Source organism: Azospirillum sp. TSH20, from assembly GCF_003115935.1.
GTDB lineage: Bacteria > Pseudomonadota > Alphaproteobacteria > Azospirillales > Azospirillaceae > Azospirillum.
In genome coordinates this window covers 32255-58700 of the sequence record NZ_LGQU01000108.1, presented here as the reverse complement: position 1 = coordinate 58700, position 26446 = coordinate 32255, and the positions used below count along the sequence as shown (strand labels likewise).

The 26446-nt window shown below is 68.7% G+C and carries 20 protein-coding genes; 13 read left to right on the top strand and 7 right to left on the bottom strand.

Annotated features, from left to right (window positions below):
* The first annotated feature begins 50 nt into the window (after window positions 1–50).
* Window positions 51–656 carry a cysteine hydrolase family protein gene (locus tag TSH20_RS25970; RefSeq protein WP_109157009.1) on the top strand — a complete coding sequence of 202 codons (606 nt, stop codon included), beginning with the start codon at window positions 51–53 and terminating at the stop codon, window positions 654–656.
* 39 nt (window positions 657–695) lie between these two features.
* Here TSH20_RS25970 and TSH20_RS25965 read toward each other — a convergent pair whose 3' ends face one another.
* Complete coding sequence (locus TSH20_RS25965) at window positions 696–2306, bottom strand: ABC transporter substrate-binding protein (RefSeq protein WP_109157010.1); 1611 nt, start codon at window positions 2304–2306, stop codon at window positions 696–698.
* A gap of 227 nt (window positions 2307–2533) precedes the next feature.
* Here TSH20_RS25965 and TSH20_RS25960 point away from each other — a divergent pair, with 227 nt between their 5' ends.
* Entirely contained in the window at window positions 2534–3553 is a 1020-nt protein-coding gene (locus TSH20_RS25960; RefSeq protein WP_109157011.1) for an aspartate-semialdehyde dehydrogenase, read from the top strand.
* Between the two features lie 210 nt (window positions 3554–3763).
* On the top strand, window positions 3764–5074 hold the full coding sequence (locus TSH20_RS25955) for a branched-chain amino acid ABC transporter permease (protein ID WP_109157012.1): 1311 nt from the start codon (window positions 3764–3766) through the stop codon (window positions 5072–5074).
* Between the two features lie 52 nt (window positions 5075–5126).
* Here the strand turns inward: TSH20_RS25955 and tyrS are convergent, their stop codons facing one another.
* Window positions 5127–6395, bottom strand: a complete 1269-nt coding sequence (tyrS, locus tag TSH20_RS25950) for a tyrosine--tRNA ligase (protein WP_109157013.1) — start codon at window positions 6393–6395, stop codon at window positions 5127–5129.
* Window positions 6396–6816: 421 nt separating this feature from the next.
* Here tyrS and bfr (TSH20_RS25945) point away from each other — a divergent pair, with 421 nt between their 5' ends.
* Both bfr (TSH20_RS25945) and bfr (TSH20_RS25940) read left to right on the top strand, forming a co-directional pair.
* Window positions 6817–7299 carry a bacterioferritin gene (bfr, locus tag TSH20_RS25945; RefSeq protein WP_109150867.1) on the top strand — a complete coding sequence of 161 codons (483 nt, stop codon included), beginning with the start codon at window positions 6817–6819 and terminating at the stop codon, window positions 7297–7299.
* A gap of 14 nt (window positions 7300–7313) precedes the next feature.
* Window positions 7314–7793, top strand: a complete 480-nt coding sequence (bfr, locus tag TSH20_RS25940) for a bacterioferritin (protein ID WP_109157014.1) — start codon at window positions 7314–7316, stop codon at window positions 7791–7793.
* Window positions 7794–7903: 110 nt separating this feature from the next.
* Here the strand turns inward: bfr (TSH20_RS25940) and parA are convergent, their stop codons facing one another.
* Entirely contained in the window at window positions 7904–8548 is a 645-nt protein-coding gene (gene parA, locus TSH20_RS25935) for a ParA family partition ATPase (RefSeq protein ID WP_109157047.1), read from the bottom strand.
* A 114-nt stretch (window positions 8549–8662) separates the two neighbouring features.
* Between parA and TSH20_RS25930 the strand changes: the two genes are divergently transcribed.
* The 3 genes from TSH20_RS25930 to leuC all read left to right on the top strand — a co-directional run bounded on the left by TSH20_RS25930 (window position 8663) and on the right by leuC (window position 12743).
* Window positions 8663–9658, top strand: a complete 996-nt coding sequence (locus TSH20_RS25930) for an L-threonylcarbamoyladenylate synthase (protein WP_109157015.1) — start codon at window positions 8663–8665, stop codon at window positions 9656–9658.
* Window positions 9659–9769: 111 nt separating this feature from the next.
* A complete protein-coding gene (locus TSH20_RS25925) occupies window positions 9770–11188 on the top strand; it encodes an FAD-binding oxidoreductase (RefSeq protein ID WP_109157016.1) in 1419 nt (472 codons plus the stop codon).
* A gap of 151 nt (window positions 11189–11339) precedes the next feature.
* Window positions 11340–12743, top strand: a complete 1404-nt coding sequence (gene leuC, locus TSH20_RS25920; protein ID WP_109157017.1) for a 3-isopropylmalate dehydratase large subunit — start codon at window positions 11340–11342, stop codon at window positions 12741–12743.
* A 109-nt stretch (window positions 12744–12852) separates the two neighbouring features.
* Here leuC and TSH20_RS25915 read toward each other — a convergent pair whose 3' ends face one another.
* A complete protein-coding gene (locus tag TSH20_RS25915; RefSeq protein ID WP_109157018.1) occupies window positions 12853–16569 on the bottom strand; it encodes a DUF3971 domain-containing protein in 3717 nt (1238 codons plus the stop codon).
* 99 nt (window positions 16570–16668) lie between these two features.
* Here TSH20_RS25915 and TSH20_RS25910 point away from each other — a divergent pair, with 99 nt between their 5' ends.
* The 4 genes from TSH20_RS25910 to TSH20_RS25895 all read left to right on the top strand — a co-directional run bounded on the left by TSH20_RS25910 (window position 16669) and on the right by TSH20_RS25895 (window position 22409).
* On the top strand, window positions 16669–19671 hold the full coding sequence (locus tag TSH20_RS25910; protein ID WP_109157019.1) for a bifunctional [glutamine synthetase] adenylyltransferase/[glutamine synthetase]-adenylyl-L-tyrosine phosphorylase: 3003 nt from the start codon (window positions 16669–16671) through the stop codon (window positions 19669–19671).
* A 44-nt stretch (window positions 19672–19715) separates the two neighbouring features.
* Window positions 19716–20180, top strand: a complete 465-nt coding sequence (bcp, locus tag TSH20_RS25905; RefSeq protein ID WP_109150874.1) for a thioredoxin-dependent thiol peroxidase — start codon at window positions 19716–19718, stop codon at window positions 20178–20180.
* Between the two features lie 216 nt (window positions 20181–20396).
* Window positions 20397–21260 carry a hypothetical protein gene (locus TSH20_RS25900; protein ID WP_109157020.1) on the top strand — a complete coding sequence of 288 codons (864 nt, stop codon included), beginning with the start codon at window positions 20397–20399 and terminating at the stop codon, window positions 21258–21260.
* A 39-nt stretch (window positions 21261–21299) separates the two neighbouring features.
* Window positions 21300–22409, top strand: coding sequence for an anhydro-N-acetylmuramic acid kinase (locus TSH20_RS25895; protein ID WP_109157021.1), 1110 nt, complete (start codon window positions 21300–21302; stop codon window positions 22407–22409).
* On the opposite strand, the gene TSH20_RS25890 is transcribed toward TSH20_RS25895, so the two are convergent.
* Together TSH20_RS25890 and aat are read right to left on the bottom strand one after the other, a co-directional pair.
* A complete protein-coding gene (locus TSH20_RS25890; RefSeq protein ID WP_109157022.1) occupies window positions 22307–23869 on the bottom strand; it encodes a hypothetical protein in 1563 nt (520 codons plus the stop codon). The two genes, TSH20_RS25895 and TSH20_RS25890, sit on opposite strands and share 103 nt — an antisense overlap.
* A gap of 125 nt (window positions 23870–23994) precedes the next feature.
* Window positions 23995–24648, bottom strand: a complete 654-nt coding sequence (gene aat, locus TSH20_RS25885; RefSeq protein ID WP_109157048.1) for a leucyl/phenylalanyl-tRNA--protein transferase — start codon at window positions 24646–24648, stop codon at window positions 23995–23997.
* A gap of 130 nt (window positions 24649–24778) precedes the next feature.
* On the opposite strand from aat, the gene TSH20_RS25880 reads away from it, so the two are divergent.
* Window positions 24779–25528 carry a ribonuclease T2 gene (locus TSH20_RS25880; protein ID WP_247871501.1) on the top strand — a complete coding sequence of 250 codons (750 nt, stop codon included), beginning with the start codon at window positions 24779–24781 and terminating at the stop codon, window positions 25526–25528.
* A gap of 3 nt (window positions 25529–25531) precedes the next feature.
* Here the strand turns inward: TSH20_RS25880 and TSH20_RS25875 are convergent, their stop codons facing one another.
* Window positions 25532–26443, bottom strand: a complete 912-nt coding sequence (locus TSH20_RS25875) for an NAD(P)H-hydrate dehydratase (protein ID WP_109157023.1) — start codon at window positions 26441–26443, stop codon at window positions 25532–25534.
* Window positions 26444–26446: the final 3 nt, after the last annotated feature.

Below are 26446 nucleotides of genomic sequence, written 5' to 3'. Positions count from 1 at the left end.
CGGGGCAACATGGTCTCCATCAACGCTCAACGACTACGGAGCATTTCCCGATGACGACCCTTCCCGCCCGGACCCTGCGCCAGATCGTCGGCGCGCCGAGCACGCCCAGCCCGCTCGACAAGGCCGTGCTTGTGCTGATCGATCTGCAGCGCGAATACACCGACGGCGCCCTGCGGCTGTCGGGCGTCGATGCGGCGGTGGAGCAGGCGGCGGCGTTGCTGGACCTTGCCCGCGCCAACGGCGTGCCGGTGATCCACATCGTCCATCACACTGCGGCGGGCGCGCCGGTGTTCGACCCGACCGGGCCGATGGCGGAGATCGTCCCGGCGGTCGCCCCGCGCGACGGCGAGCCGGTGATCGTCAAGAAACTCGCCAATGCCTTCGCCGGGACGGACCTGCAGACGGTGGCGCGCGATACCGGGCGGACGGAGATGATCGTCGCCGGCTTCATGACCCACAACTGCGTCAGCAGCACCGCGCGGTCGGCGGTCGATCATGGCTGGCGCGTGACGGTCGTGGCGTCGGCCACCGCCACCCGCGACCTGCCGGACGGCAAGGGCGGGGTGGTGCCGGCGGCCGACATCCAGCGCGGGGTGTTGACCGGCCTGTCCGACAGCCTCGCCACCGTGGTCGAGGATGCGCGGGCCTGGGGGTGAGCGAGAGACGGGGGCGCGGTCGGCGCCCCCGCCGCATTCTTACTTCTTGTCGGCCTTCCAGTAGTAGTTGGTGTCGAAGCTCGGCCCCCAGACGAGGCCGGTGACGTTCTTGCGCTCCGCCACCATCTCGGTCTGCTGGAACATGATGACGAAGGGCGAATCGGCCAGGACCGAGCGCTGAAGCTCTTCGTACATCTTGGCGCGCTTGGCGCTGTCGCGTTCCTCGACCGCGGCGGCGGTCTTCTTGGTCAGTTCCGGAATGTCCCAGGCGTTGCGCCAGGCCAGCGGCTTCGACTTGGCGTCGTCGCTGTTGTCGGGGTTGGAGGCGAAGGTGTCGGCGTTGGAGTTCGGATCCTGGTAATCCGCGCCCCACTGCTGGATCATCAGTTCATGGTTGCGGGCGCGGAACTTGGTCAGCACCTGCTTGCCGTCGCCGGGAATGATCTCGATCTTCACGCCGGCCTTGGCGGCGCTGGCCTGGATCGCCTGGGCCATGTCCTGGGTCGGGTTGGTGTTGCGCACGTCCATGCTGACGGTGAAGCCGTCGGGATAGCCGGCCTTCGCCAGCAGTTCCTTCGCCTTGGCCGGATCGTACTTGTAGGGGTTGTCGTTGACGGCGCCCAGGAAGCCCTTGGGCAGGAAGGCCTGATGGACGGCGCCGATGCCGTTCATGATGGAGCCGGCCATACCGTCGTAATCGACCAGATACTTGAAGGCCTCGCGCACTTCCGGCTTGGCCAGGGCGGGGACCTTCTGGTTCAGGCTGAGATACCACAGCGTGCCCTTCGGCGCCTGGACCAGACGGATGGCGTCGCTGGACTTCAGCGGTTCGAACTGCTCCGGCTTCAGGTTGCGCGCGACGTCGACGTCGCCCTTCTCCAGCAGCAGGCGCTGGGTCGCCGGTTCCGCGATGTGGCGGATCAGCACGCGCTTCAGCTTCGGCGCGCCGCGCCAGTATTTCGTGTTGGCGTCGAAGGTCAGCAGCTCGCTCGGCTTCCACTGCTTCAGGATGAAGGGGCCGGAGCCGGCGGAGTTGGTCTTCAGCCAGCCGGCGCCGAAATCGCCGTCCTTCTCCTTGCTCTTCACCAGCTTGGAATCGATGACCGACGCGACGTCGGCGGTCAGGCAGTAGAGCACGAAGGTGGGGGCATAGGCCTTGTCGGTGGTGAAGACCAGCGTCTTCGGATCGGTGGCGCGCACCATCTGGTCGACATTGTCCGGCGTCAGGCCGAACTGGGTCAGGATGAAGGCCGGGCCCTTGTTCATCTTCACCGCGCGGGCGAAGGACCATGCCACGTCGTTGGCGGTCAGCGGGTTGCCGGAATGGAAATTGATGCCGTCGCGGATCTTGAAGGTGAAGGTCTTGCCGTCCGGCGACACGGTCCAGCTTTCGGCGACCTCGCCCTCGATCTTGCTGACATCGTTGACGTCGAAATGGATCAGGCGGTCATAGACCTGGGCGCTGTATTCCGCGCCCGACAGCTCGAAGATCTCACCAGGGTCGAGGCTGACGATGTCGTCGAACTGCCACGCCATCACCAGCGAGTCCTTGGGCGTGGCGGCGATGGCCGGGCCGGCGAGGCTGACGAGGGCGAGAGCGGCGGCGCCGAGAACGGTCTGGGCAATAAGGCCGCGCTTGAAGCTGGTCATCCGTGAAGTCTCCCTGGAGGCCCGTTCGGGCACTGTTGAAGTGTGAATCTTCCTGCTGCCTTCCCCGGTATGTCAATCCGGCAGATTGGCCGTTTTCGTTCCGCCCAATTCCGTGCCGCCGTTTCCAGCCGGGACGGGTTGCAATTCGTGGGGAAAGCGCCTAGCTCCTATCGCCCCCCGGCACCATTCTTGTATTCGCGGACATTCGGCAGAAGGAAACCACCGTCATGGGCTATACCGTCGCGGTCATCGGCGCCACCGGCAATGTCGGGCGCGAGATCCTGCAAACGCTGGCCGAGCGGAAGTTCCCGGCCGACACGGTCATCGCTCTGGCCTCGGAAAAGTCGATCGGCCAGGAGGTGTCCTATGGCGAGGACGACATCCTCAAGGTCCAGGATCTCAACAAGTTCGACTTCCATGGCGTGGACATCGTCCTGTCGTCGCCCGGCGCCAAGGTGTCGGCCGTCCATGTGCCGCGCGCTGCCGCCGCCGGTGCCATGGTGATCGACAACACCTCGCACTTCCGCATGGACCCCGACGTGCCGCTGGTGGTGCCGGAGGTGAACCCGGAGGCGCTGGTCGGCTATCGCAAGCGCGGCATCATCGCCAACCCCAACTGCTCCACCATCCAGATGGCGGTGGCGCTGAAGCCGCTGCACGACCGCTACAAGATCCGCCGCGTCGTGGTGTCGACCTACCAGTCGGTGTCGGGCGCCGGCAAGGAGGCGATGGACGAGCTGTTCACCCAGACCCGCGCCATCTTCGTCAACGATCCCATCGCCAAGAGCGTCTTCCCCAAGCAGATCGCCTTCAACGTCATCCCCCAGATCGACGCCTTCATGGAGGATGGCTCCACCAAGGAAGAGTGGAAGATGATGGTGGAGACCAAGAAGATCCTCGATCCCAAGATCAAGGTCGCCGCCACCTGCGTCCGCGTGCCGACCTTCATCGGCCATGCCCTGTCGATCAACATCGAGACGGAGGAGCCGATCAGCGCCGAGGAGGCCCGCATCGTCCTGCGCGCCGCCCCCGGTGTGTCGGTGGTCGACCAGCAGACCAGCGACGGCTATGTCACGCCGGTTGAGGTCGCCGGCGACAATCCGGTCTTCGTCAGCCGCATCCGCGATGACTTCACGGTGGAGAACGGCCTGTCCTTCTGGTGCGTCGCCGACAACCTGCGCAAGGGCGCGGCGCTGAACGCCGTGCAGATCGCGGAGCTGCTGGTGCGGGATTACATGGTGGAGTGAAGGGGCGGGCTCAGCTCTTGCCCCCTCCCTAACCCTCCCCCGCCTTCGGCGGGAGAGGGAACTGCCGCCGTTTTTTGGCTCGCCACAGCAAATGTCCTACCCCCTCTCCCGCGAAGCGGGGGAGGGATGGGGAGGGGCACCCGCGCGACGACCTTCCCACCCTCCCAAATTGTCGGTAGGCTGAACCATCCCACCTGACCGGGCGGTTCCGTGCCTCGCATCCTGCCGCTGTTGTGCCTCGTCCTGCTGCTGCTCACCGGGTGCGGCGTCGATGCCGACCAGGACGCACTGTGCCGGAAGCTGATCCCGGCCTTCGACGATGGACCCGTCACCGACCTGTCCACCCGCTCATACGCCGAGGACAAGCGGGGGCTGCGCGTCGATTACCGCAGCGGCGGGCAGGCGCACTGGATCGCCTGCCGCTTCGCCGGCACCTCGATGGAGGAGGGGCGGCGCACCCTGGCCGCGGTCGCCACCGACCGCAACGGCTGGCTGACCGGCATCCGATTCGCCATGCTGCAGCAATGGCTGCGCATCAGGCCGCCGCGCGATGCCGTTGGCGTGGTGGTGGAGGTTCCGCGGGCGCAGCCGACGCGCTGGACGCCCGTCCTGTTCCTGGTCCAGCAAATCATCAACGCCGCCACCGTCGCCTGCGTCTATGGGCTGCTGGCGCTGGGCTACACGCTGGTCTACGCCATCCTCGGCCAGATCAATCTGGCGATGGGCGAACTGACGATGCTCGGCGCCATGCTGACGGCGATGGCGGCGGCCGGGCTGGGCATGGCCGGCTGGGCGACATGGCCGCCGGCCCTGCTGGGCGTGCTGGTGCTGGTGATGGGCTTCACCGCGGTGCAGGGCTGGACGATGGACCGGCTGGTCTTCCGCCGCCTGCGCGGGGTGCGCAGCCACACGCCGCTGATCGTCGCGGTGGGGCTGTCCATCGCCTATCAGGAGGGGGTGCGGCTGCTGCACGGCGCGCGTGACTGGTGGCCGGCGCCGGTGCTGACCGGGCGCTTCGACCTGTTGAGCGACGGGGCCTTCACCGTCACCGCGCTGACGGCGCAGCTGGCGATCCTGGCGCTGACCGGCGGGCTTTATGCGGCGCTGTGGGGGATCATGCAGCGCACCGCCTTCGGCCGGGCGCATCGCGCCTGCACCGATGACATCGCGGCGGCGGAGTTGGTGGGGGTGGACGTCAACCGGACGATTGCGGCGACCTTCGCCATCGGCGGCGGCCTGGCCGCGGCTGCGGGGGCGGTGATCGCGCTGTATTACGGCGGGGTGAACTTCTTCACCGGCTATCTGATCGGCTTCAAGGCGCTGGCCGCGGCGGTGGTCGGCGGCATCGGCTCGGTGCCGGGGGCGATGCTGGGCGGCGCCCTGCTGGGGCTGGTGGAGACCTTCTGGTCGGCCTATTTCGCGCTCGCCTACAAGGACATCGTGGCGTTCGGACTGCTGACGCTGTTCCTGATCTACCGGCCGCAGGGATTGATGGGGCAGGCGCGGGGCAGGGGCGATTAGGCGGGAGGTGCCGGCCGGCGGCTCAAGGCCCCGGCCGGCACCGTGACCGTCCTTACCCCACCTTCACCAGCGCATGCCGCTTCTTGCCGGCGCTGAGCTTGACCACGCCGTCGGCGTTCAGGTCCGCCGCCGTCGCCTTCGCTGCCTCGTCGGCGATCGGCCCGTCGTTCAGCTTGGCCCCACCGCCCTTGATGAGGCGCCGCGCCTCGCCCTTCGACGCCGCCAGACCGGCCGACACCAGCAGGTCGACCACCGGCAGCCCGGCCTCCAGATCGGCACGGGAGACCTCGATGCTGGGCAGACCCTCGGCCGCGGCCCCTTCCTCGAAGGCGCGACGCGCGGTCTCGGCGGCCTCCAGCGCGGCCTCCTCGCCATGGGCGAGCTTGGTCACCTCATTGGCGAGGATCTTCTTGGCCTCGTTGATCTCGGCGCCCTGCAGGCTTTCCAGCCGGGCAACCTCGTCCAGCGGCAGTTCGGTGTAGAGGCGCAGGAAGCGGCCGACGTCGGCATCCTCGGTGTTGCGCCAGTACTGCCAGAAATCATAGCTGCTGAGCTTGTCGGCGGTCAGCCACACCGCGCCGGCGGCCGTCTTGCCCATCTTGGCGCCGGAGGACGTGGTCAGCAGCGGCGTGGTCAGGCCGAACAGCTCCGCCCCGTCGGTGCGGCGGCCGAGTTCGACGCCGTTGACGATGTTGCCCCACTGGTCCGACCCGCCCATCTGCAGCGTGCAGCCGTAGCGCCGCTTCAGCTCCACAAAGTCGTAGGCCTGGAGGATCATGTAGTTGAATTCCAGGAAGGTCAGCGGCTGCTCGCGCTCCAGCCGCAGCTTGACCGATTCGAAGGTCATCATGCGGTTGATGGTGAAATGCCGGCCGATGTCGCGCAGGAGCGGGATGTATTTCAGCTCGTCCAGCCAGTCGGCGTTGTTCGCCATCACCGCGTCGGTCGGCCCGTCCCCGAAGGTCAGGTAACGGCCGAAGATGCGCTTGATGCCCGCCATGTTGTTGCCGATGACCTCGTCGGTCAGCAACTGGCGCGCCTCGTCCTTGCCCGACGGATCGCCGATCTTGGTGGTGCCGCCGCCCATCAGGACGATCGGCTTGTGGCCGGTCTTCTGCAGCCAGCGCAGCATCATGATCGGCAGTAGGCTGCCGACATGCAAGCTGTCGGCGGTGCAGTCGAAGCCGATATAGGCGACGATCGGTCCCTTCGCCGCACGCTCGTCCAGCGTGGCGAGGTCGGTGCACTGGTGGATGAACCCGCGCTCCTGAAGGGTGCGCAGGAACTCCGAAGAGGGAGCCGAGGGGGTGGTCGTCGTCATGGCCGCAATCCGGCTGTCGTTGAAATGAAGGGCGGGCCCGCCGGCCGGGAGAGGTCGGAGAATTCCCGCGGTCTGTTACCACGGAACGGCCCCTGCCTCAATGCGGCGGCCGGATCGCCGCCGGATCGCTGTGGGGGAACCGGTGCCGCTGTCGGCCTGTTCTCCGGCTCAAGCATCGCTGCGCTGCCGCAAGTCAAATTCCACAAATGAAGCCTGGGAATTCGCAAGTTTCCTCGTCAGTCGCAATTGACATTGATTCGCAAGACAGACCTGCCGCCTTGTCTGTATTTTAGGCAGTTCGCCCCTGCGTCAATTGATAGTGACTATCAACTACATCTTTGTTTCGGCGGGATATTTTTATTGTGCGAGTCCTTCGTCTGTGACAAGGTGCGACAAATTATCCATTCAGGAGCATCCCACCATGCAAGGCGATCAAGGGGTCCTGGACCGTTTGAACAAGCTGCTCACCGGCGAGCTGAGCGCGGCCGACCAGTATCTGTCCCACGCGCGCAGCATGGAGGACATGGGCCTCAAGGCGCTCGCCGAGCGCATCTCGCACGAGCGGGAAGAGGAGCTTGAGCATGCCGACAAGCTGATCCGCCGCATCCTGTTCCTGGAAGGCACGCCCGACGTCGCCAGCCGCGACCCGATTCACATCGGCAAGACCGTTCCGGAAATGATGCGGAACGACCTGAACCTCGAATATGAGGTGGTGGCCGCCCTGAAGGAGGCAATCGCCTATTGCGAGCAGGTGAAGGATTACGACACCCGCCGCATCCTGCTGGAACTGCTGGTCGACACGGAAGAAGACCATGCCCACTGGCTGGAGCAGCAGCTTGGCCTGATCGACATGCTCGGCGTGCAGAATTACCTGCAGTCGGCCATGGGCGGCTTCCCGAGCTGAGAGGGGGACGGACCATGAAGGGCAACAGCGACGTCATCGCCCAGCTGCAGATCGTCCTGAAGGACCAGCTGACGCAGATCAACCAGTATTTCCTGCACGCCCGCATGCTGAAGAACTGGGGCGTCAAGGCTCTGGGCAAGTGGGAGTATCACGCCTCCATCGAGGTGATGAAAAGCGCGGACGAGATCATCGAACGCATCCTGTTCATCGAGGCGATCCCCAACCTCCAGGACCTCGGCAAGCTGCGCATCGGCGAGGACGTGCCGGAAATCCTGGCCAGCGACCTCGCCGCCGAGCGCGAGGCCCGCGACCGCATCGCCAACGCCATCGCCGTGTGCGAGCAAAAGGCCGACTACGTGTCGCGCGACGAGCTGTCCGAACTGCTGGAGGAGTCGGAAGAGCGCATCGACTATCTGGAAACCCAGCTGAGCCTGATCGACGACATCGGCCTGCCGAACTACATCCAGTCGGCGATGGGCGAGTTCAAGGACTGAGGGGGTTTGGGGCGTCGAAGCTTTGCGACGTTAGACCCCCACCTTAATCCTCCCCCGCTGGGCGGGGGAGGTTAGGTGGGGGTCTAACTCGCCTCAATAGTCGCGCCCCCTCAAACCCGCCCCAAAATCTCCTCCGCCAGCGCCTGCATCTCCGCAGCCGCTTGCGTCTTGCGCGCGGCCTCCGTCACCGACAGGCCGGTCATCAGCGTGCCGGCATAGGCGGTGCGATTGCCGACCTGCGCCGCCGCCAGCTCCACCGCCGGCGGGGCGACCAGGTCATGCACCTTGGCGATCAGTTCGTCGGCGATGCGGGCGCGTGGCGGCACGCGGTTCAGCACCAGCAGCAGCCGGCGCTTCTCCTGTGCCGCCAGATCGATGGTCGGATGGACCGCCCACAAATCCATCGGGCTCGGCTGCACCGGGGCGATCACCAGCGTGGCGGCACGGACGGCGATGCGCGCCTCGGTCTGGGCATGGGGCGGGCTGTCGATGACCACGATGTCGTGGGCGCGCGCCAGCTTCTCCACCTCCGCCTGGGTGCGCCAGCCGGTGATCTGCACATGGGTGAAGCCGGGCTGCCCGCCGGTCGCCTCGGCCCGCACGGCGTGCCAGCGGGTCAGGCTGCCCTGCGGGTCGATGTCGACGGTGGCGACCTTGTACCCGAGCTGAGTCCAGGCGATGGCGAGGTGGGCGGCCAGCGTGGTCTTGCCGGCGCCGCCTTTCTGCTGCGCCACGGTGAAGACCTTGCCCGTCATGCCCGCACCCATCATGTTGTGTTCGGTGATTGCGCATCCCCCTCATAACCTTGGGCATGGCACCGGTGCAACCGCGCGAATTGACACCGGTGCTGCACTGGCTAGAAAGACGCCGTGACCGACCATTCCGCACCCGATACCGGTGAGAAGCGCCCGGCGCTGATCCCGGCCACCCCCGCCGGCATCAATCGCGCGGCCGAGCTGCTGCGCGCCGGCCGTCTGGTCGCCTTCCCGACCGAGACGGTCTATGGCCTGGGCGCCGACGCCACCGACGACCGCGCCGTGGCGGCCATATTCGCCGCCAAGGGCCGGCCGCAGTTCAATCCGCTGATCGTCCATGTGCCCGATCTGGTCGCCGCCCACTCCTGGGGCCTGTTCGACGACCGCGCCCATGATCTGGCGACGCAGTTCTGGCCCGGTCCGCTGACCATGGTGGTGCCGCGCCCGGCCAATTCCGCCCTGTCGCTGCTGGTCAGCGCCGGGCTGGACAGCATCGCCATCCGCGTGCCCAACCACCCGGTGGCGCAAGCGATCCTGCGCGCCGTCGGCAAGCCGATCGCCGCGCCCAGCGCCAACCGCTCCGGCGCCGTCAGCCCGACCACGCCGCATCATGTGCTGGAAAGCCTGGGCGACCGGGTCGACGCCATCGTCACCGGCGGCAAATGCATGGTCGGGCTGGAGTCCACCGTCATCGACCTGACCGGCCCGGAAGCCGTGCTGCTGCGCCCCGGCGCCGTGCTGCCCGACGAGATGGAGCGGCTGATCGGCCCGATCCGCCTGTCGGCCGGCGACCCGACGGCGCCGAAATCGCCCGGCCAGCTGGAAAGCCACTACGCCCCGAATGCGGCGGTACGCCTCAACGCATCGTCGGCGGAGGAGGACGAGGCCTTCCTGACCTTCGGCCCCGACCGCTTCGTCTTCGGCGGCACCACCCGCCTGAACCTGAGCTTGGAAGGCGACCTGAACGAGGCCGCCGCCAACCTGTTCTCGCACCTGCGCAGCCTGGACCAGAGCGGCGCCAAGCGCATCGCCGTGATGCCGATCCCGGAGGTGGGTCTGGGGATGGCGATCAACGACCGCCTGCGCCGTGCCGCCGCCCCGCGCAGCTAAATCCTGCCGTGGCGGCTGGTCTGCGCAACAGGTGCATGGAAATGGGGGCGGCTAGATTGTAGAAGTGTCGCGTTTCATTGCGACACCTCCACCTGCCGGACCTCAAGCGCCATGACCAACATCGCCGCCGCTCTCGACCAGATCCGCGCCATCGTCGGCCCGTCCGGCATCCTCACCGACGCCGCCGACATGGCTCCCTACCTTGCGGAGTGGCGCGGGCGCTTCAAGGGCAACAGCCCGGCGGTGGTCCGCCCGGCCAGCACCGAGGAGGTCGCGGCGGTCGTCAAGGTCTGCGCCGAGGCCGGCATCCCCATCGTCCCGCAGGGCGGCAACACCAGCCTCGTCGGCGGCTCCATCCCGTACGAGGAGGGGCGCGAGATCGTGCTGAGCCTGTCGCGCATGAACCGCATCCGCGACATCGACACGCTGAACTACACCATGACGGTGGAGGCCGGCGTGGTGCTGACCAGCATCCAGGAGGCCGCGGCCGACGCCGACCGCCTGTTCCCGCTCAGCCTGGGGGCGGAGGGCACGGCGCAGATCGGCGGCCTGATCTCCACCAACGCCGGCGGCATCAACGTCCTGCGCTACGGCAACACCCGCGACCTCGTGTTGGGGCTGGAGGTGGTTCTGGCCGACGGCCGCGTCTGGGACGGCATGCGCCGGCTGCGCAAGAACAACACCGGCTACGACCTGAAGAACCTGTTCGTCGGCGCCGAAGGCACGCTGGGCATCATCACCGCCGCGGTGCTGAAGCTGTTCCCGCGCCCGCGCCAGTCGATCACCGCCTTCGTCGCCGTGCCGAGCCCCGCCGCCGCCATCGAGCTGCTGGCCCGCCTGCGCGCCGCCTCCGGCGATGCCGTGTCGGCTTTCGAGCTGATGTCGCGCCGCTGCCTGGATTTCGCCCTGAAACACGTCGCCGGCACCATCGACCCGCTGTCGGAGCCGTCGCCCTGGTATGTCCTGACCGAGCTGACCGCCGGCACACAGTCCGACGCCTTCCAGGAGACGGTGGAGACCGCGCTGGGCGAGGCGTTCGAGGCCGAGCTGGCGACCGACGCCACGCTGGCCCAGTCGGACGCCCAGGCCAAGCAGCTGTGGTTCATCCGCGAGGCCATCGTCGAAGCGCAGAAGTTCGAAGGCGGCTCGATCAAGAACGACGTGTCGATCCCGGTCTCCCGCGTCGCCGAGTTCATTGAACTGGCCGAAGCGGCGGTGGCGAAGGCCTGCCCCGGCATCCGCCCGACCCCCTTCGGCCATGTCGGCGACGGCAACATCCACTTCAACCTCAGCCAGCCCGAGGGCGCCGACACCAAGGCCTATCTCGACCGCTGGGACGAGATCTGCCACGTCGTCAATGAGGTGATCTTCAAGCTCGACGGTTCGATCTCCGCCGAACATGGCGTCGGCCGCTTCAAAAAGGACGAGATGCCGGTCATCAAGGGGCCGGTGGAGTTCGACATGCTGCGCGCCATCAAGGCGACGCTGGACCCCAAGGGCCTGCTGAACCCCGGCAAGATGCTTCCCTGAACCCCCTCACCGGTCGCCCGCGTCATAAAATTGCGGGGGACAGGCTTGCGGCGAAAGACGTATGGCCGCGCTTGTCCCCGGCGCGACACAAGGCTATGGTGCGGCCTCCGATTGTTCTGCGCCTGTCGTACCGCGAGAGAGAGTTTTTCCGATGTCCAAGCCGCGCACTCTGTTCGACAAGATTTGGGACAGCCACGTCGTGCATCGCCAGGACGACGGCACCTGCATCCTCTATATCGACCGCCATCTGGTCCATGAAGTGACCAGCCCGCAGGCGTTCGAAGGACTGCGCGTTGCCGGCCGCAAGGTGCGGCGTCCGGAAGCCACTCTCGCCGTGCCCGACCACAATGTCCCCACCACCGACCGCTCCAAGGGCATCACCGAGGAGGAAAGCCGGATCCAGGTGGAGACGCTCGACAAGAACGCCCGCGACTTCGGCGTCCGCTACTTCCCGATGGACGACGTCCGCCAGGGCATCGTGCACATCGTCGGTCCGGAACAGGGCTTCACCCTGCCCGGCGCCACCATCGTCTGCGGCGACAGCCACACCGCCACCCACGGTGCGTTCGGTGCGCTGGCCTTCGGCATCGGCACGTCGGAGGTGGAGCATGTGCTGGCCACCCAGACCCTGCTGCAGAAGCCGGCCAAGAACATGCTGATCCGCGTGGACGGCAAGGTGAACCCGGGCGTCACCGCCAAGGACATCGTGCTGGCCATCATCGGCAAGATCGGCACCGCCGGCGGCACCGGCTACGTCATCGAATTCGCGGGTGAAGCCATCCGCGACCTGTCGATGGAAGGCCGCATGACCGTCTGCAACATGGCGATCGAAGGCGGCGCTCGCGCCGGCCTGATCGCCCCGGACGAGAAGACCTTCGCCTATGTCCAGGGCCGCGCTCTGGCCCCGAAGGCCGGCGCCTGGGAGCAGGCCGTCCAATATTGGAAGACGCTGCCGTCGGACGAGGGTGCGGTCTATGACGCCACCGTCGTGCTGAACGCCGCCGACATCGTCCCGCAGGTCACCTGGGGCACCAGCCCGGAAGACGTGCTGCCGATCACCGCGACCGTGCCGAACCCGGCCGAGATCGCCGACGCCGGCAAGCGCGCCGCCGTCGAGCGCTCGCTCGCCTACATGGGGCTGACCCCCGGCCAGCCGCTGACCGAGGTGAAGGTGGACACCGTCTTCATCGGCTCCTGCACCAACGGCCGCATCGAAGACCTGCGCGCCGCCGCCGAGGTCGCCAAGGGCCGCAAGGTCGCCGAGGGCGTGCGCGCCCTGGTGGTCCCCGGTTCGGGTCTGGTCAAGGAGCAGGCCGAGGAAGAGGGTCTGGACAAGATCTTCACCGAGGCCGGCTTCGAATGGCGCGAGCCGGGCTGCTCCATGTGCCTGGCGATGAACGCCGATCGTCTGGCTCCCGGCGAGCGCAGCGCCTCGACCTCCAACCGCAACTTCGAAGGCCGTCAGGGCCGCGGCGGCCGCACCCACCTCGTCAGCCCGGCGATGGCCGTGGCGGCGGCGGTGACCGGCCATCTGGCCGACGTCCGCGCTCTGTAAGACTGTACTGTAAGGTAAAGTTGCTGGAGGGGCAGGCTCGGGGTTCTCCCCCCGATCCTGCCCCTTTTGCATGAAGCAACGCTTGGTACTGGTGCGGCGGGCTGCCGCTTCAGCGCGTATGCGCCTCCGGCGGCGCCTTGGTGTCGGGCATCGGCGTGCCGTCGCCGCCCAGGAAGAACAGGTTGCGCAGGAAACCCGGCGCCAGCACCGCCAGCGGGTTGACCGACACGTCGGGATCGGACAGCGGTCCCTGCACATGCCAGGTGGCGGAGAAGATACCCTGGCCTTCGCCGCCGCTGAGGATGTCGCCCAGCAGCGGGATCTGGCCGATCAGGCGGTTCAGGCCATAGACCGGGACGATGGTGCCCTGCAGGTTGGCGGTTTCCGTTTCCAGATCGATCTGACCCTCCAGCGTCAGGCCGAGCGCCGAGCCTGAGGTGCGCAGATCCTTAAGATTCAGCAGCCGGCCCTCCTTGCGGAAGTCAGCCACCATGCGGCCGAACGCGATGCCCTTGCCGCCGCCCAGCAGCTCAGCAAATCCTGATGGCGAGATGGCGTTCAGGATGCGGGCCAGCGCAGGAACGTCGATCAGCGTGTAATCGCGGATCTCGGCCTTGCCGACGATGGCGGCGTCGGCCCGCGGCTCGGCAGAGCGGCCGGTCAGGGTCAGCCGGCCGCCGCGCATGCGGTCGTTCAGATCCATCGCCTGCAGGGCGGAACCGAGATCGTCGGCAGTGATGGCGAGGTCGTAGACGCCTTGCGGACCCGGCCGCCATTTCATCGACACGCCGCCGCCTTCGCTGCGGCCGGTGAGGTCGAGCAGGGTCCAGGCGGCGGCGTTCCGCCGCATGGCTCCCGAGACCTGCCGCAGCCGCCGGCCCTCGCCGAACACCACCGAATCGAACTTAATGGTGACGTCCAGCGGCGTCTTGCGGCCGTCGTCGGTGGGGGAGGGCGGCTTCTTGGGCGGGGGCGCGACGGCGCCCTCGCCGGACGGCGTCTTGCCGGTCAGGCCGCGGGCGTCCAGGCTGGCGCCGGTGATGGTACCGGCATAGCCGCCGGACGGACCGCCCGGTTTGGCGGGAGGCAGCACGGTCAGGTCGGCGCGCAGGTCGGTCTGGCCCAGCTTGAAGCTGGGAGTCTGCACCCGCGCCACCCGCTTGCCGCCGTCGGCCAGCTCCAGATTGGTGACGCTCTTCAGGCCGCCGGCGTCGATGGTCAGGTTGCTGATGCGGGTGGGGCGGTCCTTGTCGAACTCCAGCGTCAGCTTGCCGGTGCCGGGCTTGCCGGGGGGCTTGGCCCAGCCCAGTTCCTCGATCGACAGCCGGGTCTTCTCCAGGTTCAGGTTGCCGGTCAGCAGCAGCTTGTGCTTGCGGTCCACCGTGAACAGGATGTCGGCGCCGAAGGGACCCTGCACCCGGTCTTCCAGGTCGATGCCGTGGGCGCGCAGATCGTCGGCGGTGGCGTCGCCCTTCACGGCGATGCGGGTGCGCGGACCCTTGGCGGCGCTGTCGAAGGACTCGTTCCAATCGACGGTGACGGGAATGCCGTCCAGCTTGGTGGCGCCCTTGATCTGCATCGCCTTGAGGTCGAGCGCCAGCGACAGCTCGCCGTCGGTGGCGTTCAGCCCGGCCGCGACCTTCTCCACCGCCACCTTGTGCAGCTTGCCGGTGACGTCCAGCTCCAGCTGCTCCACCTTCAGGTCGGCCAGCAGGGGGAAGGCGAAATGCAGCTGCGCGTCGGCGGTGCCCTGGGTGCGCTTCGGGTCCATCTCCAGCTTGGTCGGATAGCCCAGCGGCGGCATGTCGATCAGGGTCAGGATGGAGCGCACCGGACCCTGGACCGGCAGGCGGATGTCCATCGTCTCCTTGCCGATGTCCAGCCCGCCGATCACCACCTTGCCGTCGCCGACCTCGATGTCGCCGGATTTCGGGTCGGCGATCCGGCCGCCCTTGGTCAGGACGGTGAAGGTCTTGCCGTCGGTCGTCGCCTCCAGCCCGGCGCCGGTGACCGGCGTCAGGTCGTGGAAATAGCGGACACTGATGTCCTGTCCGGCCATGGTGGCGAGGAAGCGCGTCTGTTCGGGCGGTCCCGACCCATCGAGCGGTACCGAGAGGTCCACCTCCGCCCGCGCCTCCGTCACCGTTCCATGCGACAGGTTCCGGGTCACCCATTCCCGCGCGTTGGGGCCGGCGACGGTGGGCCAGTAGCGGTGCAGCTCGTCCAGCGCCACGCCGCGGGCAGCCGCCTGCGCCTCCACCGCCATGCGGTCGCCCTGGCGGAGCGCGGTGCCGCTGGCCTCCACCTTCGGCTGAGGCCCGCCGGCGTCGCCCAGCACCGCGTTCAGCCCGTCCAGTTCGACGCGGTCGCGGTCGCCATGCAGGCGCAGCCGCGCCGACTCGATCGGCAGCGGCCCCTCGAACAGGTCCGGGCGAAGCAGATGCCCGCGCCCGGCGGCGATGTCGGCCTTGCCGCCGGTCGGCTGAAGCGAGGAGCCGAAGGCGACCTCCACCGTTCCCGACAGCGGCAGGTCGGCAGCCTTCAGTGGGGCCAGCAGCGGGGCGAGGCCGGCGACGGCGGCGGGGGTGAAACCGGTCAGCCGCGCCGACGCACGGCCGTCCTTGTCCGGCCCCTGCCGTCCCGACAGCTCCAGCCCGGCGGTGCGGCCACCGGCGGTCAGCGACAGGGCGGCCTGCAGGTCGCGCCCCTCATCGGTCTCCACCAGTTCGCCCCGGCCGCTCAAGCCCAGCGCTTCGCCGCCATCCGCCGCGTCCAGCGACAGATCGTCGATCCGCAGCCGCCGGCCCGGCACGTCCAGGCTGCCGCGCAGCTCCAGGCTCCGCACCGCGACCGGCTCCGGCCGCAGGGCGGCGGGAAGGGCGATGCTGCCGCTGCCGCCGCGCAGGTTCAGGTCGACCGTCATCGGTTCGAAGCGCGGGTCGAGCCGCGCCGTGACCGTGCCGGACAGCGGCAGCTTCACCGCCGACAGCGGCGCCATTGCCGGCCCGACCTCCGCCAGCGCCGCCGGTTCCAGCCCGTCGACCGACAGGGTCAGGTCGGTGGTGGCGTCGGCGATGCTGTAATGGCCGGTGGCGGCGACGGTCACCGCCTGGGGCGTCCCCGTTCCGCTGGTATTGCCGAGGTCCAGCGTGACGCGGGCGCGGCCCTGGGCGCCCTGGGAGTCGCGGGTCAGCACGATGTCGGCGCGCGTGGCGTGCCAGGACAGGTCGAGCATGCGGTTCTCGACCCGCAGGTCGGCACCGACCACCGACAGCCGGCGCAGCAGACCAAGGGGCCGGTCGATGTCGGGCGGGCGGCGCAGGCTGTCCAGCGCCTCGTCCATCAGGTCGGGGCCGGCATTGTCGGATCTGCCGGCGGATTCGGCGTCGGCCCGCACGTCGAAGGCGAGGCCGCCGTCGGCGCGGCGCAGCACGGTCAGGCGCGGCCGGACCAGATCCAGGCGCGTCGGCGACAGCGTGCCGCGGAACAGGGCCGGAATGGAGAAGCCGATGCCCATCTCCGGCACCGCCGCCAGCTCCGCCCCCCCGGCATTCAGCGCCTGCACCCGGCGGGCGCGCAGGTCGAGACGCCGTCCGCCGGTGTTCTCAAGCCCGTCCTCGTCCTCCAGCGACAGCACCAGTTCGCCGATGTCGATGTGGAAGCGGCCGTCGCGGTCGCTCAGCGCCTGCTCGACATAGGGAATCAGCGGGTCGAGGGCGATCGGCCCCTGCGACAGCCGCCACGCGAACAGCCCGCCGGCCGCAAGCGCTACGGCACCGACCCCGGTCAGCGTCAGGCCGAGGATCTTCGCGGTGCGGCGGATCATCGGTCACCGTCGGAAAAAGAAGGATAATTGGTCCGATTGACCTTCACGCCCGACACGTGCAGCTTTCTGCCCATGATTTGAGCAGGAAAGACGGTTGCCATGCCCAGCCCCATCGCGTTCTCAAGCCCCTTGCCGAAGCCCTTCGACGCCGCGCAGGCGGCGCTGGGGATGGAGCGCTGGCGCCAGCAGGCCGCCGCGGCGGAGCCGGAGACCCGTGCCTGGGCGGAGGCCTTCGCCGATTCGGAACCCGGCCGGGCGCTGATCGAGGCGGTGTGCGGCAACAGCCCGTATCTCGGCCACAGCCTGACGCGGGAGCTGCCCTTCGTCGCCCGGACGGTGCAGGACGGGTTCGACGACAGCTTCGCCGCGCTGATCGCCGCCCTCCATGCCGAGCATGACGAGGAAAAGTCGATGGACCGGCTGATGGCGGGCTTGCGGGTGGCGAAGCGGCGGGCGGCGCTGCTGATCGCGCTGGCCGACATCGCCGGTGCGTGGCCGCTGTTCCGCGTCACCGGCGCGCTGTCGGAGCTGGCGGAGACGGGGGTGCAACTGGCCGCGAATTTCCTGCTGCGCCGCGCCGGGGAGGCGGGGACGCTGACGCTGCCGGATCCGCAGCGACCGTGGGTCGGTTCGGGCCTGATCGTGTTGGGCATGGGTAAGCTTGGCGGGCGCGAACTCAACTATTCCAGCGACATCGACCTGATCGTCCTGTACGACGACGCTGTTGTGCAGACGCCCCAGCCGGACAACCTCGCGCGAACCTTCATCAGGCTCGCACGCGATCTTGTCCGCATTATGGATGAACGGACCAAGGACGGCTACGTCTTCCGCACCGACCTTCGGCTTAGGCCGGATCCCGGTGCCACGCCTCTGGCGGTTTCCGTCTCCGCAGCCGAAATTTATTACGGCAGCGTCGGCCAGAACTGGGAACGCGCGGCGATGATCAAGGCGCGCCCCATCGCCGGCGATCCGGAGGCGGGGGCCTCCTTCCTCCGCTTCCTGGAGCCCTTTGTCTGGCGCCGCAACCTGGATTTCGCCGCCATCCAGGACATCCATTCGATCAAGCGCCAGATCAACGCCCACAAGGGCCACCGCGAGGTGACGGTCAACGGCCACGACATCAAGGTCGGCCGCGGCGGCATCCGCGAGATCGAGTTCTTCGCCCAGACCCAGCAGCTGATCTTCGGCGGGCGCGACCCGCGCGTGCGCATCGCCCCGACCCTGATGGCGAACGAGGCGCTGCGCGACGTCGGCCGGGTGCCGCCGCAGACGGTGGAGGAGCTTGCCGGGGCCTATCATTTCCTGCGTCGTGTCGAACACCGCATCCAGATGATCGACGACCAGCAGACCCACCGTATTCCCGCCGACGATGCCGGGGTGGCGCATCTGGCGACCTTCCTCGGCTATGACGATCCCGCCGCCTTCCGGGCGGAGCTGCTGGCGACGCTGGGGCAGGTCGAGGACCGCTATGCCGAGCTGTTCGAGGAGGCGCCGTCGCTCTCCGGCCCCGGCAATCTGGTCTTCACCGGCACCGATCCCGACCCCGGCACGGTGGAGACGCTGACGGGCATGGGCTTCGCCGATCCGGCGCGCGTCATCAGCGTGGTGTCGGCCTGGCACCGTGGCCGCTACCGCGCCACCCGGTCGGGTCGCGCGCGGGAGCTGCTGACCGAGCTGACGCCGGCCCTGCTGAGCGCGCTGGCCAAGACGCCGGCGCCCGATTCGGCGCTGATGAACTTCGACGACTTCCTGGGCAAGCTGCCGGCCGGCGTCGGGCTGTTTTCCCTGTTCGTCGCCAATCCCTGGCTCTTGGAGCTGGTGGCGGAGATCATGGGCATCGCGCCGCAGATGGCGAAGACGCTGTCGCGCAACCCGTCGCTGTTGGATGCCGTGCTGTCGCCGGACTTCTTCGACCCGCTGCCGGGCAAGGAGGACGGGCTGGCAGACGACCATGCCCGCGTCATGGCGGCGGCCCGTGATTTCGAGGATGCGCTTACCCTGTCGCGGCGCTGGACCAACGACCAGCGCTTCCGCGCCGGGGTGCATATCCTGCGCGGCATCACCGACGGCGACCGCTGCGGCGCCTTCCTGGCCGATCTGGCCGACATCGTCGTCCCCGACCTCGCCCGCCGGGTGGAGGAGGAGTTCGCCCAGCGCCACGGCCACATTCCGGGCGGCGCCTGGGTGGTGGTGGCGATGGGCAAGCTGGGCAGCCGGCAACTGACCATCACGTCGGACATCGACCTGATCGTCATCTATGACGTGGTGCCCGGAGAAGGGCCGCGTCTGTCGGACGGCACCAAGCCGCTGTCGCCCAACGAGTATTACATCAAGCTGACCCAGCGCCTGACCAACGCCATCACCGCACCGATGGGCGACGGGCGGCTCTACGAGGTGGACATGCGGCTGCGCCCGTCGGGCAATGCCGGGCCGCTCGCCACCTCGCTGGACGCCTTCCTCAAGTATCAGACCACCGACGCCTGGACCTGGGAGCATATGGCCCTGACCCGCGCCCGGGTGATTGGTGGCGATCCGGCGCTGGCGGACCGTGTGTCGGCGGCGATCCGCTCGGTGCTGACCGCCCCGCGCGATGCCGACCGGCTGCTGTGGGATGTCGCCGACATGCGGCGGCGAATCGAGAAGGAATTCGGGACGACCAACGTCTGGAACGTCAAATACGCCCGCGGCGGCCTGATCGACATCGAGTTCATCGCCCAGTACCTGCAATTGCGCCATGGGCACGAGCGTCCGGACATCCTGCACATCGGCACCGCCAAGGCGCTGGGATGCGCCGCCCGGACGGGGACGCTGGACCCGGGGGTGGCGGAGGATCTGGAGGCGACGCTGCGGCTGTGGCGGCGGGTGCAGGGCTTCCTGCGGCTGACCACCGCCGGGGTGCTCGACCCCAACCAGGTGTCGCCCAGCCTGCTGGCCGGGCTGGTCCGCGCCGCCTTTCCTGACGAGCGTGAGCCTGGCGGTGTTGACTTCCCGGAACTGGACCACAGAATCCGTGCCGTCGCCGCCCGCGCCCATGGTCATTTCAAGACCCTGGTCGAGGAACCGGCAGGCCGTCTGGCCCCACCCAACACGCCTCCGGCCTGAGAACTCGCTTCGCCGCCGGCAAGAAGAAGGACATTCGAGCAGCCATGACCGTAGACGTCGGATCGCCCGCCCCGGATTTCACCATGCCGACCGATGGCGGGGGCAGCGTCACGCTGTCGGCCCTGCGCGGCAAGCCGGTGGTGCTGTATTTCTACCCGAAGGACGACACGTCGGGCTGCACGTCGGAGGCCTGCGGCTTCCGCGACCAGCTGCCCGACTTCTCCGCCGTGGATGCGGTGGTGATTGGCGTCTCCAAGGACAGCGTCGCCAGCCACGACAAGTTCAAGGCCAAGCACGAGCTGACCTTCACCCTGGCGTCGGACACCGACGGCGCCGTGTGCGAGGCCTATGGCACCTGGGTTGAAAAGAGCATGTACGGGCGCAAATACATGGGTATCGACCGCGCCACCTTCCTGATCGACAAGGACGGCGTGGTGCGCAACGTCTGGCGCAAGGTGAAGGTCACCGGCCATGTCGCCGCGGTCTTGAAGGCCGTGCAGGCGCTGTAACCTCCAACGGGAAGGTGGGGCGCCTTTTTCTCCCGGTATGGACCGGACGGGAAGGGCGCGCTGCCGACCCGGCTATTCCCCTGGCGTGCGGATTTACGCCCGAAGGGTATTTTTAGAATCGCCCCAAACAAGCCTACACTTCGTGCATTCCGGCACCAGAGGCCGCGCAACCCACCGCGGTTTTGGTCCTTCGGCTGCCCCAGGGATGCACACGCCATGAACGTTGCGAACATTGCCCGGCGCCTCGTCGCCGGAGAGCTTCACTATGCGCTGGGCCGGTTCGAATCGGTGCGGCGCGGCTACAGTGCCCTGCGCCGTCTGTCTCCCCGGTCGCGCCAGCGGGCGCCGGCCGGCCCGCCCATATCCCTGCCTCCGCTTTCGGTCAGCCTGTTTCCCGGCCAGGCCATCGACCGCGCGCTGGCCGATCTGCGGCGCGACTCGATCGCGCTCGGTTTCGATCTGCCTTGGGCCATGGTGGAGGAGATGGTGGAGTTCGCCACCCACTCCCCCCTGCAGCGGCGGCTGCGCGACGACCGCGTGTTCTATCGCCACAACGTCCGCAAGGGCCGGCTGGAGGATGGATCGCCCGCGGTTATGGGCATCGTCCCCGATCCGCTGGACTGCCCGGCGGTGCGCCGGGTCTGCCGTGATCCGTTGCTGATGCAATGCGCCGGGGCGTTCCTGGGCTTTCCCGCCACCAAGATCATCCCGCGCCTGTTCTGGAGCTTCGTCACCGACGCCACCGACGATGAGCGGCGCCAGCTGGGCCAGACCATCGACTGGCATTACGACGTCCACGACTTCCATTTCTGCTCGGCGCAGTTCTATCTGACCGATGTCGGGCCGGGGGCGGGGGAGCATGCGCTGGTCCGCGGCAGCCATCACGGCAAGTCGCTGCGCATGCTGCTGGGTTCCGCCAACGCCCGCGACGAGGAGCTGTTCACCCGCTTCGCCCGCGACCGCATCCTGGTGGTGGAGGGGCCGGCCGGCACCGGTTTCATCGAGGACACCTCCTGCTACCACCGCGCCACCCCGCCGGTCAGCCGCGAGCGGCTGATGCTGCAGCTCTGGATCAGCTGAGCTAGACTGCGCCGCATCGTCACAGGGGATGCGGAACGGATGATGGAAGCGAAGAACGGGCTGTGCACGGTCGTCGGCCTGATGAGCGGCACCTCGATGGACGGCATCGACGCCGCTTTGCTGCGCACCGACGGCCGCGACCGGGTGGAGGCGCTGGACTTCCTGACCATCCCCTATGACGACGGCTTCCGTGCCCGTCTGCGCGGCTGCCTGGGACGGACAGACAGCGACGGGACGGTGGCGGCGGTGGAGCGCGACCTGACCGACGCCCATGCCGACGCGGTGCGCCGCCTGCTCGACAAGGCGGGCGTCGCGCCGGCGGCGGTCGAGCTGATCGGCTTCCACGGCCACACCATCCATCATGACCCGGACCGGCGCATCACCCGCCAGATCGGCGACGGCGCACGGCTGGCCGCGGCGACCGGCATCGCCGTGGTCAACGACTTCCGCAGCGCCGACGTCGCCGCAGGCGGGCAGGGGGCGCCTTTGGTCCCGCTGTTTCACCGGGCGCTGGCGCATGGGCTGCCGCGTCCGCTCGCCGTCCTCAACATCGGCGGCGTCGCCAATGTCAGCTGGATCGGCCCCGAATCGGCGGACGGGGAGGCGGACGTCGTCGCCTGCGACACCGGGCCGGGCAACGCCCTGATCGACGATTGGGTGCTGCGCCACGGGATCGGCCGTTTTGATGCCGGTGGTGCGCTGGCGGCGGCGGGGCGGGTGGATGGCGCGGCGTTGGCAGCCCTGATGGCCCATCCCTATTTCGACCGTCCGGCGCCCAAGTCGCTGGACCGCGACGCCTTCGATCCAGCGCCGGTGGCAGCATTGTCACCACAGGACGGCGCCGCCACCCTGACCGCCTTCACCGCCGAATCGGTCGCCCGAATCGTGCCCCATCTGCCGGCCGCGCCGGTGCACTGGCTGGTCTGCGGCGGCGGGCGGCACAATGCCACGCTGATGGCGATGCTGGCCGACCGGCTGGGCGTGCCCGTCGAGTCGGCCGATCTCGTCGGCTGGGATGGCGACGCGCTGGAGGCGCAGGCATTCGGCTATCTGGCGGTGCGCAGCCGGCTGGGGCTGCCGCTCAGCCTGCCGGCCACCACCGGCGTGCCGGTGCCCATGCCGGGCGGTGTGTTCCACCCGGTCGACTGACCGGGCCCTGTGCGTCCCGTCCGTTCGGCGGGCAGTGCGTCGCGGCTGCGGGCCGTCGCCAGCAGCACCAGGGCGGCGAAAGGCACCAGCCAGATCACGCGGTTCTGATAGCGGTCATGGACCGCCGACAGCCCGCCGGTGACGATGGCGTTCAGCACCAGCCCCAGCCCGATGACCAGAAGCAGCATCCGCACCCGGTCGCCGACCCGCCGCCAGCGGCCCAGCCCCATCGTGGCGAGCCCCAGCACGCCGAGCGACAGGGACAGATCCTCGACCAGCGCCAGCCCGCTGCGGGGGAAGCGCTGCTGCGTCTGCAGCGAGTGGTCGAAGGCGGCATAGACCGCCGCGGGGAAGCGGCTGAACAGCCGGCGGGTCAGCGGCTTGACCGGGTCGTTCAGGGTGTCGTCGGACTGGACCTTCAGGAACTGGCTTACGGCGTTGGCGAGACCATGCTCGGCAACCGCGGCCGGGCGGCTGGCGATGGTGTTGTGGGCGATCTCCGCCGCCTCGGCCACGAAGCGCGGTTGGTCGCCGAAGCGGCGTCGGGCGCCGTTGGGATGCCAGAGGAAATAGTCGGAGGCGACGTAGCCCGGCGCGCTGCGTCCCAGCGTGTCCAGGCTGCCGCACAGCAGATAGTCGTGGGTGCGGCAGGCCTCGGCCAGATAGTCGCGGGCCGGACCATCGCCGATCAGCCGGGCCAGCAGGAAGACGGGGGAGCTTTCCGACAGCACCATCCGCCCGGCCGTCAGCAGGTTGGAGGTGGTCAGCAGCCCGGCCGCCAACGCCACCGGCAGCAGCACTCCCAAAGCCAGCGGCCGGAGGATCCCGCGATCCTTCCACAGCGCCCAAAGCGCGAGCAGGACGACCATCCCGCCCAGGATCGCCAGATGGCTGAGATGGGACACGATCATGCCGGTGAGCGCCGCAACGGTCAGTGATCGCTGCGCCATGCTGAGCGCCTGCCAGCGGACGACGACGACATAGACCAGCAGGATCAGCAGCCCGGTGAGGAAATCCGGCATGATCGTCGCCGCATGCAGCGACAGGCTGGTGGCCAGCCCCAGCACCGCGGCGATGCCGAGGAATATCCCCGGCCGGTCCGGCGCCCCCGCCGCAGTCAAAGCCGCTCGCAGGACCGCCGCCGCCAGGATCCCCTGGGCCAGCGGGATCAGCCACACGCCCCAGCCGCTGGCGAAGGGAAGCAGGAACAGCATGTACCCGAAGGGCCGCAGGAAGAAGATGTTGGCCGAGGCGGGACCGTGCGGCGACTGGTCCGGCGGGGGAGTCCAGGCTGGCTGGGCGGCGCGGTGCAGGATGTTGAAAGCCGGTTCCAGATAGCCCGGCGTGTCGTCGAAGGTCAGCGGGAAGCCGTTCAGCACCAGCAGCGGTGCGCCGATCAGCAGGCCGGCCAGAACGATCGTCAGGGCCGGCGAAATCCAGGATGCGTTCCAAAAGCGCATGGGCGCCTTCCGGCCATAGCGATGGATGACCGGAGGATGGCCGTCCCCGCTGCAATGCACAACGAGTCGGGCGTGGTAGGGGCGGGGCTGCGGGTGACGCTTCCGGCATAACCCCCGGTGGCAGGTCAGGGGTGTTGAGTGGCGGTCGACTCCAGCAGATCGGCCAGCGCCGCCTGCTGGTCGACGCCGCCGAAGTCGGTCTTGCGCTCCATCGCGGCGGCAAGGCGGCGGCGGTACTCGGTGCGCGGGATCTCGACGGCGCCGAAGCGGCTCAGATGCTCGGTCACGAACTGGGTGTCGAGCAGGGCGAAGCCGGCGGCGCGCAGCCGGGCGATCAGATGGACCAGCGCCACCTTGCTGGCCCCGGTCTCGCGGCTGAACATGCTCTCGCCGAAATAGGCGCCGCCGATCGACACCCCGTACAGGCCGCCGACCAACCGGCCGTCGCGCCAGCATTCCACGCTGTGGGCGAAGCCGGAATCGAACAGGTCGCCGTAGAGGCGGACGATGTCGTCGTTGATCCAGGTCTTCGGCCGGTCCTCCGTCGATTCGGCGCAGCCCTCGATCACCGCGCGGAAGGCGCTGTCGAAGCGCAGCTCGAACGGGCAGCGCCGCAGCGTCTTGCGCAGGCTGCGCGGCACGTGGAAACCGTCCAGCGGCAGGATGCCGCGGAGTTCCGGGTCGAACCAGTGAAGCTCCCGCGATTCGGCGCTTTCGGCCATCGGGAAGATGCCGGCGGCGTAGGCGCGAAGCAGGATCGGTGCGGACAGGGTGAACATGCCGGTCACTATACCCGCTGATGGGGCGGAACGCGCAAACGTTCGGCCGGAGTTTGGCTGAGTGATACTGGTGTCGAGACCCCGCGACAGCAATCTCCTTCCATGGTATGCAACGCAGGGAAGCACATCCATGGGGAAGACCGTCATGCGAAGCGCCGTCGCCGCCATTCTGTCCGTCATGGTTGCCGGACTGTTCACCGCAAGCCCCTCCTGGGCGCAGAGGCGGGCGGAGCCGGGCAACTTCGACTATTATCTGCTGTCGCTGTCCTGGACGCCGACCTATTGCGCCCGCGACAAGAACGGCCCCGATCCCGACCAGTGCGGCGACCGCAAATACGGTTTCGTCGTCCATGGCCTGTGGCCGCAATACAATGACGGCAGCTATCCCGCCACCTGCACCCGCGACCGCAACCTGCCCAAGGCGGTGGTGGACCAGACCATGCCGGTGATGCCCAGCGTCGGGCTGATGATGCATGAATGGCGCAAGCACGGGACCTGCTCCGGTCTGAACGCCACCGACTATTTCGCCAAGCTGCGCGCCGCGGCGTCCAAGGTGGCGATCCCGGAGCAGCTCAAGGTTCCCGGCCAGACCGTGCCGGCGACGCAGGTGGAGCGCCTGTTTCTGGAGGCCAATCCCGGCCTGACGGCGGAGGGGGTGGCGGTCATCTGTTCCCGCCGAGATGTGGCGGAGGTGCGGGTCTGCCTGAACAAGGATCTGGGCTTCGTCGCCTGCGGCCAGAAGGTGGTCGACCGCTGCCGCGACCGCGACGCCGTCCTGTCGCCCGACGTGGTCGCGGCCCAGCCGCGCCGCAGCGCAACTCCGCCCGCCGCTCCGGCCCTGCCGCCGGCCCCCGCCCCGGCAAGCGTTCCGGCGCAGTGAGGCTCAGCCGCCCGTCCCCTCCGCCAGCGACGCCATCACCGCCGGGATTTCCGCCAGCAGTTCGCGGGCGAGGAATCCCAGCGGGCCGATGCGGCGGCTCAGCCGGTTGCCGGCCTCGCCATGCAGGTAGACCCCCCAGATGGCGGCCTGTTCCGGACTGGCGCCGCGGGCCAGCAGGCCGGTGACGATCCCGGCAAGCGTGTCGCCCGAACCGGAGGTCGCCAGCCCGACCGTGCCCTCGCGATAGGCCCAACTGCGGCCGTCCGGTGCGACGATGCGGGTGCAGCCCCCCTTCAGCGCCACCACCGCCTTCAGCCGGGCCGCCGCCTGCCTGGCACTGCCGAGCGGGTCGGCCTCCACCTGCTCGCGCGGGCAGCCCAGCAGTCCGGCCATTTCGCCGGAATGGGGAGTGATGACCACGCGGCCTTCATGCCGGTGCAGCGGCGTCGGGTCCTGCCCCAGCCCGGCCAGCGCCCCGGCATCCAAAACAAAGCGGGGGCCGTCCCCACTCGAATCCAGCCGCCTCAGCAGGTCGGCGGTCAAGGCCGCGGTTGCCGGCTCGTCCATCATGCCGGGGCCGATCAGCACCGTATCGCAACGCGAGGCGCGCTCGGCCAGCGTCTGGGCCGACTCGGCGGCGATTCCGCCCTCCGGCGTCTCACGCAGGCCGGCGACCAGGGCCTCGGGCAGGACGAGGCCCAGATGGGGGGCGACGCTGGCCACGGTGGCAATCTGCAGCTTGCCGGCACCCGCCCGCAGCACGCCGATCCCGGCCAGCAGGGCGCCGCCCGGCACCGGCACGCTGCCGGCCACCACCAGCGCCCTTCCGCGGGTTTCCTTGTCGCCGTCGCCGTCCGGCTGGGGCAGGGGCATGCCACGCAGAAGTTCAGCGGTGATGGCGATCTCGGCGTCCAATCG